This window comes from Marinicella sediminis, assembly GCF_002000055.1.
Classification (GTDB): domain Bacteria; phylum Pseudomonadota; class Gammaproteobacteria; order Xanthomonadales; family Marinicellaceae; genus Marinicella; species Marinicella sediminis.
On sequence record NZ_MVBD01000002.1, the window covers coordinates 442,835 to 455,213 of the forward strand.

Sequence of the window (12,379 nt, forward strand, 5' to 3'; positions counted from 1 at the left end):
GAAACCTTGTTATAATTCAGAAGATTATAACAAGGTTTTTTTTATGCAGCAGTACCTGGATTTTGCCCGTCACATACTCACCAATGGACAACAGAAACATGACCGGACAGGAACCGGCACCACCAGTGTTTTTGGCCACCAGATGCGTTTCAATCTACAGCAGGGATTCCCTTTGTTGACCACCAAAAAGCTTCACCTCAAATCAATCATCCACGAATTGTTGTGGTTCATTGCCGGTGACACAAATGTCACCTATTTGCAGGATAATGGAGTCAGAATCTGGGACGAATGGGCCGATGAGGAAGGTAACCTGGGACCCGTGTATGGACATCAATGGCGTTCATGGCCAAAACCAGACGGCTCCACCGTTGATCAAATCAAGTTACTGATTGAGCAATTAAAATCCAATCCGGACTCCAGACGACACATTGTCAGTGCCTGGAATGTCGCTGATGTCGACCACATGGCTTTGCCACCCTGCCATTGTCTGTTTCAGTTTTACGTGGCAGATAACAAACTTTCCTGCCAGTTATACCAACGCAGCGCAGATGTGTTTCTGGGCGTACCATTTAACATCGCTTCATACGCCCTGTTGACATTGATGATGGCTCAGGTTTGTGGCTATCAACCAGGCGATTTTGTGCATACTTTTGGTGATGCACATATCTACTCCAACCACCTCGACCAAATCAAAGAGCAACTCAGTCGTGAGCCTTATCCATTGCCACAAATGAACATCAACCCAGAAATTGATGACCTGTTTGCCTTCCGTTATGAAGATTTTGAGCTGGTCAACTACCAAGCCCACCCTCACATCAAAGGTGCAGTTGCGGTATGAAATTAACCCTCATTGCTGCCATGGATCAGCAAGGTTTGATTGGCAAGGACAACCAACTTCCCTGGCACATATCTGCAGACCTCCAGTTTTTCAAACAACAAACCATCGGCAAGCCTATTGTCATGGGACGCAAGACATGTGAATCACTGCCCTTCCCTTTGCCAGGCAGACGCAACCTGGTATTGACCCGTAACAAAGCATTCAAGGCCGAAGGGTTTGAATGTATTGAACAGCTCTCAGATATTGATGAGCAATCAGTGATGGTGATAGGTGGCAGCAGCATTTATCGTTGGTTATTACCCCGTGGCGACCACCTGATACTGACGAGAATCAAACACACATTTACAGGTGACACTTATTTTCCTGAAGTGAACTGGAACCAGTGGCATTTGACCAGAAAGACGACTGTACCCATCAATGACAACAACCCTGATTATGAGTTGTCATTTGAATTCTATGACCGGGTCAGCTGATCCAGTTCCCTGTGCTGGACCATGTTTTGAATGGATTGGTCCTCGAGATAACTATGTAAGGCTTCGGCCAGATATACCGATCTGTGTTGTCCACCAGTACAACCAATGGCAATGGTGATGTAGCTGCGGTCATTGGCTTCAAATTGCTTGATCCATTTTCGCGCAAAAAAACTCAAGTCTTTCATGTAGTCTGTCACCATGGGTTCATTCTGCAAAAACTGTTTTACCTCATCATCACGGCCGGTTAATTGCCGTAATTCATGTTGCCAGAATGGGTTTGGTAAACAACGGGCATCAAACACAAAGTCTGCGTCAAACGGGACCCCTCGTTTAAAGGCGAATGACTTGACGATGATCGAGACATGATCATTCGGCTCACTCATGATTTGCCAGATCTGCTGTTTTAACTGCTGGATTTTGAGCTGCGTGGTATCTATCACCAAGTCTGAGTGCATTTTGATGGCAGCCATCAACTCGATGTCCATCCTGATGGCTTCTGTCAAACTGTAGTTATGGTGGACGGTTGAAAGCGGATGCCTTCTGCGTGTTTCATTGTAGCGCTTGAGCAGGGTTTTTTCTTCAGCCGACAGAAAAATCACTGTGGTGTTGATTTCAGACTGATTGACTCCGGAAACCAAAAACTCAAACTCCAGCAGGGCCTGGTTCTTGCTTCGCACATCAATACCCACAGCCACCTTGGGATAGAATTCAACATCGGCCTTGATGTGTTCAACCAATTGCGGCAACATGTTGATTGGCATGTTGTCCACACAATAAAACTCCATATCTTCCAATGACCTCAGGACCACTGTTTTCCCTGCTCCTGAGAGCCCTGTGACTATGACCAGCTGTTGCATAACTGAAACCCTACCATAATTTCTTCCAGCAGATTTTCTTTGCTTTCTGCATGAATGATGTTTTTATAAAGCCGGTGTTGTCTGAATAAACCAGCAGTTTCTTTCATCAGCTCCAGATGCCTTTTGCTCACTTCTTGCGGAAAAGCAATTCCGAGTACGATGTTGACCGGTATACCATCAATGGCTTCATAATCTGCCGGTTGTGACATTTGAATGATGCATGCTTTGATTTCATCATTGGGCAAACATTTACCATGTGGCAGGGCCACGCCATTGCCCAGAGAGGTGTTACCCAGTTTCTCTCTGTTTACCATGCTGTGATAAATTTTCAAATAATCATCATCCTGGTCAGCCAACAGTTGGGCCATGGTTTCAAACAACCTTTTTTTACTGATGAAGTGGTGATTCATCAGGATTTTATCTTCTTCTAAAATATCAATTATTTTCATAGCAACCAAAAGGGCTTAACTGTTCAGGTTAAGCCCCATTGTTTATTTAAATTGTTTGAAATCCTGCTCAGTAACTGGCCTGATTCATTCTGATGGCTTCTACATTATGATGATCAGTCATCTTGTCTTTGTGTCTGCGGATTTGTTTATCCAGCTTATCTACCAGCAGGTCAATTGATTTATATAAATGATCTTCAGTGGATTCTGCAAAAAAATCACGGCCGCCGATGTGCATCGTCGCTTCTGACTTGTGTCTTAATTTTTCCACACTGATGATGACATGAACATTGAGCACCTGATCAAAATGTCTTTTGATGCGGGCAAATTTGGTTTCGATGTATTCTTTGATGGGATCGGTGACTTCCAGTTGGTGGCCTGTGATTGTTAGTTGCATATGATAGATACCTCTGGCTTTGAGTGGCTACTCAAGTTAATGGAAAAAGCCCCTGTTTGACTGATTCGACCAAAGTAACGTGCAATGAAAAATACATTGTGTGTTTCAGGCTCAGACAGTTTCAAAAGGGTTGTTTGGGAAGGGATTTTCAGACAATTCAAGGTCATGTCGCACTCGAGATAAGGCTGGTTGACATTGAATTTGACTGCTTGGGTGGTCATTAATTTTATGATACTCCTTGAATATTAATATACCTAAATCACAGTACCATTACAACAATTATCCGTTGATATTACATGGAAAAATCCTGACCCAAATACACCTTTTTCACCTCTTTATTACTGATGATTTGTTCTGGTTTACCCTCTGTCAGCATGCTGCCGGCATTAAGGATGTAAGCCCGGTCGCAAATCCCCAGGGTCTCACGCACATTGTGATCTGTGATCAGTACACCAATGCCTTTGCTTTTCAAATGATAGACAATTTTTTGTATATCAATCACAGAAACCGGGTCAACCCCCGCAAAAGGCTCATCCAATAAAATATACTTGGGCTCCATGGCCAACGAACGGGCTATTTCAACCCGTCTGCGCTCGCCACCGGATAAACTGATGCCCATTTGGTTTTTAACATGTTCAATGTTCAACTCTTCCATAAGCTCAAGACAGCGGTTATTACGGTCTGATGCGGTCAGGTCTTTGCGCAGTTCAAGCACAGCCATGATGTTATCCCTCACCGAAAGCTTTCTGAACACCGATGCTTCCTGAGGCAGGTAGCCAACTCCCAGTCTGGCCCTTTCATGCATGCCATAACCCGAAGCATCAACGGAGTCGATCATTATCTGGCCTTTGTCGACAGGAATCAAACCCACAATCATGTAAAAGCAAGTGGTTTTTCCGGCGCCATTGGGGCCCAGCAAACCAACCACCTCGCCTTGATCAAGGCGAAATGACACCGACGAGATCACTTCCCGTTTCTTATAGGATTTGGCAATCTGCCTGGCTTCAATCATCGTTCTGATCTATCACCATTTTGAATTGCTGCCCAGTATCTTCACCGGCAGCTGTTATTTCCTGTGTTTGCAGGTCAAACTCAATGGCTTCACCAGTGGTGACCCCAATGGCACTGGTGATGGATACATTCCCGGTAAGAAACACCTTGTCTTCGGCTTTGAGGTAATCAATTTCATCTGCCTTGATGACCATCTTGTCATTGTTTTCCATCAGTTGTTCCATGTATACCTGCTGACCTTTCATTTCAACCCGGGTCACACCTTTACCCTGGTGATGAATCAGCCCGTATGAGGATCGAATCAGCAAACTGCCCTGTTCAATGGTCAACCCTTTCTGACATTCAGTCTGGTTCAGCTTGAGTTTACTGACGCAACCAGGTCCCTGGATGACAATTTTCGCTGAGCGGTCTGTATCCAGACCCACTGCTGGCAAGCTGAACACTGTCAACATCAACAACCCGTTAAGTTTCAAATTCCGCATACAAATCCTCTAAAATTTCTATTTCCTGTTGTTCAAATTTAATCACCGAGCCTACCCCCTGCAACACCGCTCCTGGTTGCGTGACCTTGAGTTTTTGCTGGCTGGTGCCGGTTTTCTGTTTCAGGTTTATGGTGAGTTCGCTGGTCTCAATCAATACCCGATCTGTCGTTACATCCTCCAGCTCCAGGGTCACCGCCTGTGGAAAAAATAATTCAGTTTGTGCTTCATTGATTTCACCCGATTCAGATGAAAACAACCAATCACCATCAGCTTGATGCATTCGGTATCTGGGCTGATTGATCAATGTCATACCAGAGTCAGCATAATGGATCACCGAGGGTGCCTGAATGGTACTGACAATGCGTCCCGACTCGTCACTGTTTCTGATGATCACACCTTCAATCGAATAGCCTTTGGTGAATGGTTCGTAGCTGAAGGCATCCTCTTTACTGTGGTACATATCGAAAATGGCATAACTGCCCAATGCCATCACAGCAAAAAGGATCAGCTGACGCAGTCTGAACCGTTCAATGTTCATTGTGTGGCAGTGAAATCGTAACTCAGATTCTGCGCCCTCATGATCAGATCACAGACATCTCTGGCTGCACCATGACCACCTGTTTTATCAACCACCAAAACCGCTTTGGATTTGACGTCATCATGGGCATCACCAACAGCAACCGGCAAAGCACAGATGTTCATGATGGGTAAATCTATGATGTCATCACCGACAAATGCCACTTCTTCATCAGTGATTTCCAGCGCCAGCTTCAGGTTTTCATATGTTTCCAGTTTATTCATTCTTCCCTGATAGACATGGCTGACGCCTAAAGATTTCATTCTTTCAGCAACAATCACAGAGTTCCTGCCAGTGATGACAGCGACTTCAACTCCGGTTTTGACCAACAAAGAGATGCCCAGACCATCCCTGACGTTGAATTTTTTGATTTCCCGGCCATCGTCTGTGAAATACAAACCACCATCAGTCAGCACCCCATCCACATCAAAAATAACCAGTTTGATTTTACTGGCCAGTGCCAGAACCTGCTCATTAAACTCCATTAAACCACCCCCGCTCTCAATAAATCGTGTATGTTCAAGGCACCCACCAAACGACCATCATCATTGGTGACCAACAACGAATGAATCTTGTGTTCTTCCATGATCTGAGCAGCTTCCACTGCCATTTTATCTTCATGAATCATGATCGGATGCAACGTAGCCAGCTCTTTCATCGTTCTTTTCTTCAGGTGTTCCAGTTGGTTCAACGTCCGTCGCAAATCACCATCGGTGAATACCCCGGCGACCGTTCCGTCAGCATTGACCACTGCAGTCATTCCCAGTCCTTTCTGGTTCATCTCAACCAAGGCCTCACTGAATTCAGACTGCAGGCTCACACAGGGCACGTCATCTCCGGTTCGCATCACATCTTTGATACCCAGTAACAACCGTTTACCCAGTGATCCTGCGGGGTGCGACATGGCAAAATCCTCTTTGGTGAACCCCCGTAACTCAAGCAAGGTAACTGCCATGGCATCACCCATGACCAACGTTGCCGTGGTACTGGCGGTTGGCGCCAAGCCCAGCGGACAAGCTTCTTCAGGGACCGAAACATCGATGTGTACGTCTGAGTTACGAGCCAGGCTGGAATTGGGTTTACCGGTCATGGAAACCAATGTGACACCCATGCGTTTTATCAGAGGCAGTAATGTCAGTACTTCCTCAGTTTCACCTGAATTTGAGATCGCCAGCACCAGGTCTCCTGAAGTGATCATGCCCAAATCTCCATGACTGGCTTCACCGGGGTGAACAAAAAATGCCGGTGTACCGGTGGAAGCCAAAGTGGCTGAAATTTTGTTGCCAATGTGACCTGATTTACCCATTCCAATCACCACCACATGACCTGTGCACGTTGCCATTGCATTGATCGCCGCCACGAAATCCTTGCCGATGCTGGCATTGAGGTTTTTCAGACCTTGCATCTCAATATCAAAAACCTGATGACCCAGACGTAAGACGTCTTCTGCGGTGAACTGTTTCATATGCTTTTACTCACGTACAACCAAACCATATAACTGACGTACATCACCACCAATACCACACCGATGACCCTGGAAATAAACCGATCTTTGACAACGAAATAAACCGATGCCAGAAATAAAAAAACCGTCAGCATCAGCATGTAGAAATAATCATACTTGATGAAATGAGCGCTGAATTCATATTCCCTGATCAGACCAGAAATACCAATCACGCCTAACAGGTTGAACATATTGGATCCAACGATGTTTCCAATGGCCAGATCGTGTTCTTTTTTCAGCGCACTGGCCACCGTGGCTGCCAGCTCAGGTAACGAAGTACCCAGGGCAACTATGGTCAGTCCAATGACCATATCAGAAACCCCAAACTCAAGGGCAATTTCAGTGGCCCCCTTGACCATCATTTGTGATGCGATCGGCAACACCACAATACCAACAATGAGCAACAGGATGGCTTTTCTCAGGGAAATATCCAGATCAAATTCGGCTTCAATTTCGTCACTGAATTCATCACGCTCCCCTTTGATACCAATGATGGTCAGAAAACCGGTCACCAGTAACATGGAGATGATCATAATCACTCCATCGGAAAAAGTCAGCTGTAAATCAATCAGCAGAAATAAAACCAACAAACTGACCAACAACAAGATGGGCATTTCCCTTTTGATGGTTTGTGATTGTATACTCATCGGGACAATCAACAATCCGGTTCCGAGTACCAAAGCGATGTTGGTGATGTTTGAGCCAACGGCATTTCCCAGTGCCAACCCTGAATTACCGTTGAATGACGCAATGGCAGAAACCACCATTTCAGGTGCTGAAGTTCCAAACCCAACAATGATGAGACCCACCAGCATGGTGGAAACGCCCATGTGCTTGGCCGTGGATGCGGCGCCCAGCACAAATTTATCGGCGGCGATGATGAGTAAGATCAGACCAACCACCAAATACAGCGAAGAGATCAACATATAATAATTTTTTCCTTAAATGGGTCAATGATTGTCAATTATTCATGACAATCTCTTTATAAACGTTCTATTTTACAAGATAATGCGCCCTCAACAAACAACAATTCAGATTCATGCACCCCGAAGAAATAAAAAAACTGATCAAACAACACATTGAGTGTGACCACATCGAAGTACACGGTGAAGATTTAAGGCACTATGAAGCCCTGGTGGTTTCAGCAGCCTTCAATGGCATGATGAAAATCAAAAGACACCGACTGATCTACCAGGCCCTTGGCGACCATATGGCCGCTGACATTCATGCATTGAGCATCAAAGCCATGACCCCTGAAGAACACCAGTCCCTCAACCCATAATGACAAAGGCAGACCATATGAACAAAATCACCATCACCGGGGGACATCAGATCGCTGGTTCAATACAGGCATCAGGCGCGAAGAATGCTGTATTGCCGATCCTTGCGGCAACCATTGTCGGTCAGGGCGAATCTCACATTTCCAGGGTACCTCATTTGCATGATGTGACAACCATGAATGAACTACTGGCTCAGATGGGTGCCAGACTGACAGTGGATCATCATGCCGACATCACCATCAATACCGATCATTTGAGCAACCAGACAGCACCTTATGAAACGGTCAAATCCATGCGCGCTTCCATCCTTGCGCTGGGCCCACTGGTGGCCCGCTACGGGACAGCCAAAGTGTCCCTGCCAGGCGGTTGTCAGATTGGCGCCAGGCCCGTTGACTTACACATCAAAGGCTTGCAAGCCATGGGTGCAAAAATTGAAGTTGTTGATGGTTACATCCATGCCACATGTGACCGGCTAAAAGGCAACCGCATCGTTATGGATAAAGTGACGGTAACCGGTACCGAAAACATTTTAATTGCGGCCACCCTGGCCAAAGGAGAAACCCTGATTGAAAATGCAGCCATTGAGCCGGAAGTGGTAGATCTGGCAAAATACCTGAAGGCCATGGGCGCTGACATCAGCGGTGAGGGCACCTCAAAAATTTACATCCAGGGTAAAGATCAGTTAACCGGCACCCATCACGCGGTCATGCCTGACCGCATTGAGATCGGAACTTTTCTGGTTGCTGCAGCCATCACCGGTGGCTCGATCACCATTCACAATTCCTGCAATGATGATCTGGATGCGGTGTTTGACAAGTTGACTGAAACCGGAGCCAGTGTGGAAACCACCACCGATACCGTGACATTAAATATGCATGGCAAGAGACCACAACCGGTTGACATCAGAACTGCCCCCCACCCGGCTTTCCCCACAGACATGCAGGCTCAGTTCTGTGCCCTTAATGCCATTGCTGAAGGCACCAGCGTGATCACCGAAACATTGTTTGAAAACCGGTTCATGCATGTCGAAGAACTGAACAGAATGGGAGCCAATATTCATGTGGAAGGCAATCAAGCCATCATCAAAGGTGTTGATCACCTCAGTGGCGCGCCGGTCACTGCCACCGACTTAAGGGCATCTGCTTCATTGGTTCTGGCAGGCCTCGCCGCGCAGGGTCAAACCGAAGTCCACGACATTCATTACATTGACCGCGGTTATGAGGCCATTGAAGAAAAAATGAATCAATTAGGCGCCAAAATCATCAGAAGCTGAGTTGGTCAGACCTCCGCAAAAGGGTACAGATGTGATAAAGTGTCTGCACCTTTTTGCCACTGGTCATTATGCTCAGAAATAGCTTTTATATCCTGTTGTTCACCCTGGTTAGCTGGGGTGGTTATCTGATCAGTTATCCATCTAACACCCCGCCTGATCTGTACTACGACGGCATATTCCTGGAAAAGATAACCAATCACATCAAGGAAATCAGCAAGCACCCCAGGGCAATTGGCGATTACCACCACGGCATTGCCCGCATCTATCTGACCAATCAACTGAGCCGTTCTGGGTTGACAGTCAGAAAACAAAAATCCACTGTTTATAGCAGAGCCAATAAAAATGCAGCGCCGGTTGAAAACATCATCGCCACCTATGAAGGAACCCAGCCTGATGCCCCCACTCTGGTGTTGATGGCTCATTATGATGCGGCTGAATTTAATTCAACAGGTGCCGCTGATGATGCCAGCGGTGTGGCCGTCATCCTCGAAGTCGTGCACGCTTATCTGCAAAGCGGCCAGCGACCAGAAAACAATCTGATGGTGTTGTTAACAGATGCCGAGGAAGTCGGTTTACTGGGCGCACAGGCATTCATCAGGGAACAACTGATGAATCACAACATCAAGCTGATCATCAATCTGGAAGCCCGTGGCAGCGGCGGCCCGGTGATGATGTGGCCAGAAACCGTGTCGGGTAACAAAGGCTTGATTCAGGCATTTGCGGCGGCTGATGTGCCTTTACCAGTGACCACCTCACTGCATTATGAAATATATCGCTTATTACCCAATGACACCGACTTGACTCCATTCAATCAACAAGCCGGTATTGACGGTTTCAATCTGGCATTCATCGACCATCATTTTAATTACCACACCCGTCAGGACACCCTGGCCAACCTGTCTCCTGACACCTTGGCTCATCAGGTCATACAATTAAAAAGCCTGCTCAGTCATTTTGCCAACACTGATCTGAATCAGCTCACGTCAGAAGACTCGTTGATCTATTTTAACCTGCCAGGTTTGGGGCTGGTTACCTATGACACCCATCTCAATTATGTGCTTTGGCTGCTGACCTTTTGTTTATGGCTTTATGGCTTGTGGCGCAAACCAGGCCCAGGCACGTCACGCAAAACCGGCTGGCTTGCTGCGGGATTGGGCGTGTTGCTGATCTCTGCCGGTGTGTTTCTGCTCACCTGGTCGGTGTTGTTTGTCATCCGCCAGGTATTTCCGGGTCATGCTGACATCCTGCAAGGATTTCCCTACCAGGGACATGCCATGATGTTTGGCTGTCTGCTATCGGGAGCATTACTGGCTACAGCCGGCTGGGGCCACCGTCACAGTCACCTTCGACAAATCACTCAGCTGCTACAAGGCCTGTGGCTGACACTGATGGCCGTATTGATGTACCACATGCCGGGCAGTGGTTTTTTAATTTGGCCGGTATTGGGCTCTGCATTGGGACTGGTTGTCTGGCATCACTCGCCCCGCTGGGGTGAACAGCTGCTGTTGATCCTGTTACTGCTCAGCGGCTGGCTGCTGGGTTCGGTACTGATCAACCTACCCATCGCTCTGGGTGTGGCCATGCTGCCCGCCACGGCCTGTATTCTGACTTTACTTTTGGGACTATACAGCCCGGTGTTTCACCCATCCGGCAGTCAATGGCGGGTACTGCTGAGTTGCTGTGTGCCGCTGGCACTGATGTCATGGGCGATGTTTCAAAACCGTCACTTCACCCCAAACACGGCACACCCCACCAGCTTATCCTACCTGTACAACACGGACACCAATGAGGGGGTTTATTTCAACTATGATTCAATCAATTCCGGTTGGAATGAGTTCATGTTTACCGGCACAGCATCTGCCGAGGATTTACGACAATTTCGCCAGGCTCATAAAAAGCCTGTACGCCAGTTGCACCGTTTGGCTGATCCCATCACCCTGCAACCCATCAAGGCTGAGGTTAATCGTCCTCTGGTTCAAACCGGGAATCAACGCTTGAATATAGAACTGACTGCTCACAGAAACAGCAAGCTCATTGAAATCTACAGTAAATCAACCATGCGGGTACACCAACTGACCATTGAAGACCGCATTCATGTGTTTGATGAGCCATTGCAGATTGCATCAGGACAACGGCTCTTGCGGTACTACTTCAGTGGCAAAAAGCAACTCAAAATTGAATTAATAACTGATCCGGATGAATCCCTCAACTGGTTGATTCAAACCCACAGTGTAGACTTATTACAGGATGACCGTTTTGATATCCAGCCCAGGCCGGCACATCAAATGCCTAAGCCTTTCATCAGCACAGACAACCTCATTATTGAGCAGTCACTGGCGTCTGGCTTTGATCAATAAGGGCCTGCGGTCATTGGGGTTTTTCAGGCGTGGATCGTTGTTATTGTCCAAAACCAGATAAAAATAATCCGCATCCACAACCAGTCCCTCGGCATGACCATACTGCATATCCTGATAAGCATATTGCGGGTCTTTGACAATGTGCTCATAGCTCCAAGTTTTACCTTCATGGTACAAACCATCAGCACCTTTGATCAGTTCATGTATCACATAAGCGTTGCGATGCAAGGCATAAATGACTCCGTCATAGACATACAGCCCGGTTAAATCCGGATGGCGGTGTGAATCCAGCTGGTGAGCCGTGTCATTGAACACCTGATTGGTCTGGCTGATGATCTGCTCAAATTGCGCATCGAATGTCACTTCTATAACGCCCCTGGGTTGTCTCTCAACAGACAATAAAAAGCGCTGATCTCCGAGGTAAGCCACCGCCTCTAAACCGGCATTATGCAGTTGAAATAAACCGGCTTTGTAGGCCGATTGATACACCCCGTTATGCTCTGGTACCCAGCTCAGGTGACCTTCTGAAACCCTCAGCATCTTGTGATGCACTTCGCTGACTACAAAAAACTGTCCCTCAACCACAGTAATGCCTTCCAGATCGAAGCTGGATGCCGATAAGGGATTGGTATCAAGATTGATAGCTACTTCAGCCTGCCACTCACCATCAGCGTCTGGTTGCAAACGAAAAATGGCGTTGGCATCATCACATACTGTATACAGTTGACCATCCAGGCTGGTCAGCCCAGAAGGTTCAATTGGATAAGTGGTATTGATCGGCTTAACCTCATAATCTGTCAACCGGATGCTCTCTTTACCAGCACAGCTTAACTGGCTGAAGAGCAGGCAAAGGACAATTCCACATTTGATCATTGAACGCTCCT

At 47.0% G+C, this 12,379-nt stretch carries 15 protein-coding genes; 5 read left to right on the forward strand and 10 right to left on the reverse strand.

The window, feature by feature from the left end; all coding sequences use genetic code 11:
* Positions 1–43 precede the first annotated feature (43 nt).
* Both B0475_RS04445 and B0475_RS04450 read left to right on the forward strand, forming a co-directional pair.
* Complete coding sequence (locus tag B0475_RS04445) at positions 44–838, forward strand: thymidylate synthase (protein ID WP_077410464.1); 795 nt, start codon at positions 44–46, stop codon at positions 836–838.
* Positions 835–1,311 carry a dihydrofolate reductase gene (locus B0475_RS04450; RefSeq protein ID WP_077410466.1) on the forward strand — a complete coding sequence of 159 codons (477 nt, stop codon included), beginning with the start codon at positions 835–837 and terminating at the stop codon, positions 1,309–1,311. The genes B0475_RS04445 and B0475_RS04450 overlap by 4 nt, the downstream gene beginning before the upstream one ends.
* On the opposite strand, the gene rapZ is transcribed toward B0475_RS04450, so the two are convergent.
* From rapZ to B0475_RS04500, 9 genes are all read right to left on the reverse strand, one after another.
* Entirely contained in the window at positions 1,293–2,168 is an 876-nt protein-coding gene (rapZ, locus tag B0475_RS04455) for an RNase adapter RapZ (RefSeq protein ID WP_077410468.1), read from the reverse strand. The genes B0475_RS04450 and rapZ overlap by 19 nt on opposite strands.
* The gene (locus B0475_RS04460; protein ID WP_077410470.1) at positions 2,150–2,617 is read right to left on the reverse strand and encodes a PTS sugar transporter subunit IIA; all 468 of its coding nucleotides are present in this window, start codon (positions 2,615–2,617) and stop codon (positions 2,150–2,152) included. Before B0475_RS04460 ends, rapZ begins: the two co-directional genes overlap by 19 nt.
* Before the next feature lie 67 nt (positions 2,618–2,684).
* Positions 2,685–3,011, reverse strand: a complete 327-nt coding sequence (gene hpf, locus B0475_RS04465; protein WP_077410472.1) for a ribosome hibernation-promoting factor, HPF/YfiA family — start codon at positions 3,009–3,011, stop codon at positions 2,685–2,687.
* A 292-nt stretch (positions 3,012–3,303) separates the two neighbouring features.
* Positions 3,304–4,023, reverse strand: coding sequence for an LPS export ABC transporter ATP-binding protein (lptB, locus tag B0475_RS04475; protein WP_077410476.1), 720 nt, complete (start codon positions 4,021–4,023; stop codon positions 3,304–3,306).
* Positions 4,016–4,504: an LptA/OstA family protein gene (locus tag B0475_RS04480; protein WP_077410478.1), complete on the reverse strand. Its 489-nt coding sequence runs from the start codon at positions 4,502–4,504 to the stop codon at positions 4,016–4,018. Before B0475_RS04480 ends, lptB begins: the two co-directional genes overlap by 8 nt.
* Positions 4,485–5,042: an LPS export ABC transporter periplasmic protein LptC gene (gene lptC, locus B0475_RS04485; protein WP_077410480.1), complete on the reverse strand. Its 558-nt coding sequence runs from the start codon at positions 5,040–5,042 to the stop codon at positions 4,485–4,487. Before lptC ends, B0475_RS04480 begins: the two co-directional genes overlap by 20 nt.
* Entirely contained in the window at positions 5,039–5,566 is a 528-nt protein-coding gene (locus tag B0475_RS04490) for a KdsC family phosphatase (RefSeq protein WP_077410482.1), read from the reverse strand. The genes lptC and B0475_RS04490 overlap by 4 nt, the downstream gene beginning before the upstream one ends.
* Positions 5,566–6,546, reverse strand: a complete 981-nt coding sequence (locus B0475_RS04495; RefSeq protein WP_077410485.1) for a KpsF/GutQ family sugar-phosphate isomerase — start codon at positions 6,544–6,546, stop codon at positions 5,566–5,568. The genes B0475_RS04490 and B0475_RS04495 overlap by 1 nt, the downstream gene beginning before the upstream one ends.
* Entirely contained in the window at positions 6,543–7,511 is a 969-nt protein-coding gene (locus B0475_RS04500) for a calcium/sodium antiporter (protein ID WP_077410487.1), read from the reverse strand. Before B0475_RS04500 ends, B0475_RS04495 begins: the two co-directional genes overlap by 4 nt.
* A gap of 113 nt (positions 7,512–7,624) precedes the next feature.
* On the opposite strand from B0475_RS04500, the gene B0475_RS04505 reads away from it, so the two are divergent.
* The 3 genes from B0475_RS04505 to B0475_RS04515 all read left to right on the forward strand — a co-directional run bounded on the left by B0475_RS04505 (position 7,625) and on the right by B0475_RS04515 (position 11,495).
* Positions 7,625–7,867, forward strand: a complete 243-nt coding sequence (locus tag B0475_RS04505) for a BolA family protein (protein WP_077410489.1) — start codon at positions 7,625–7,627, stop codon at positions 7,865–7,867.
* A gap of 17 nt (positions 7,868–7,884) precedes the next feature.
* Positions 7,885–9,138, forward strand: coding sequence for a UDP-N-acetylglucosamine 1-carboxyvinyltransferase (gene murA / locus B0475_RS04510; RefSeq protein ID WP_077410631.1), 1,254 nt, complete (start codon positions 7,885–7,887; stop codon positions 9,136–9,138).
* A 68-nt stretch (positions 9,139–9,206) separates the two neighbouring features.
* Positions 9,207–11,495: a M20/M25/M40 family metallo-hydrolase gene (locus B0475_RS04515; RefSeq protein ID WP_077410492.1), complete on the forward strand. Its 2,289-nt coding sequence runs from the start codon at positions 9,207–9,209 to the stop codon at positions 11,493–11,495.
* On the opposite strand, the gene B0475_RS04520 is transcribed toward B0475_RS04515, so the two are convergent.
* Positions 11,469–12,368: an SdiA-regulated domain-containing protein gene (locus tag B0475_RS04520; protein WP_157892705.1), complete on the reverse strand. Its 900-nt coding sequence runs from the start codon at positions 12,366–12,368 to the stop codon at positions 11,469–11,471. The two genes, B0475_RS04515 and B0475_RS04520, sit on opposite strands and share 27 nt — an antisense overlap.
* Positions 12,369–12,379: the final 11 nt, after the last annotated feature.

What these genes read in the sequence shown, in the direction of transcription:
- lptB (WP_077410476.1), bottom strand. Translation starts at nt 4,023, where the DNA reads ATGATTGAAGCCAGGCAGATTGCCAAATCCTATAAGAAACGGGAAGTG.
- B0475_RS04520 (WP_157892705.1), bottom strand. Translation starts at nt 12,368, where the DNA reads ATGATCAAATGTGGAATTGTCCTTTGCCTGCTCTTCAGCCAGTTAAGC.
- B0475_RS04480 (WP_077410478.1), bottom strand. Translation starts at nt 4,504, where the DNA reads ATGCGGAATTTGAAACTTAACGGGTTGTTGATGTTGACAGTGTTCAGC.
- B0475_RS04490 (WP_077410482.1), bottom strand. Translation starts at nt 5,566, where the DNA reads ATGGAGTTTAATGAGCAGGTTCTGGCACTGGCCAGTAAAATCAAACTG.
- B0475_RS04445 (WP_077410464.1), top strand. Translation starts at nt 44, where the DNA reads ATGCAGCAGTACCTGGATTTTGCCCGTCACATACTCACCAATGGACAA.
- murA (WP_077410631.1), top strand. Translation starts at nt 7,885, where the DNA reads ATGAACAAAATCACCATCACCGGGGGACATCAGATCGCTGGTTCAATA.
- B0475_RS04500 (WP_077410487.1), bottom strand. Translation starts at nt 7,511, where the DNA reads ATGTTGATCTCTTCGCTGTATTTGGTGGTTGGTCTGATCTTACTCATC.
- B0475_RS04495 (WP_077410485.1), bottom strand. Translation starts at nt 6,546, where the DNA reads ATGAAACAGTTCACCGCAGAAGACGTCTTACGTCTGGGTCATCAGGTT.
- lptC (WP_077410480.1), bottom strand. Translation starts at nt 5,042, where the DNA reads ATGAACATTGAACGGTTCAGACTGCGTCAGCTGATCCTTTTTGCTGTG.
- rapZ (WP_077410468.1), bottom strand. Translation starts at nt 2,168, where the DNA reads ATGCAACAGCTGGTCATAGTCACAGGGCTCTCAGGAGCAGGGAAAACA.
- hpf (WP_077410472.1), bottom strand. Translation starts at nt 3,011, where the DNA reads ATGCAACTAACAATCACAGGCCACCAACTGGAAGTCACCGATCCCATC.
- B0475_RS04505 (WP_077410489.1), top strand. Translation starts at nt 7,625, where the DNA reads ATGCACCCCGAAGAAATAAAAAAACTGATCAAACAACACATTGAGTGT.
- B0475_RS04515 (WP_077410492.1), top strand. Translation starts at nt 9,207, where the DNA reads ATGCTCAGAAATAGCTTTTATATCCTGTTGTTCACCCTGGTTAGCTGG.
- B0475_RS04460 (WP_077410470.1), bottom strand. Translation starts at nt 2,617, where the DNA reads ATGAAAATAATTGATATTTTAGAAGAAGATAAAATCCTGATGAATCAC.
- B0475_RS04450 (WP_077410466.1), top strand. Translation starts at nt 835, where the DNA reads ATGAAATTAACCCTCATTGCTGCCATGGATCAGCAAGGTTTGATTGGC.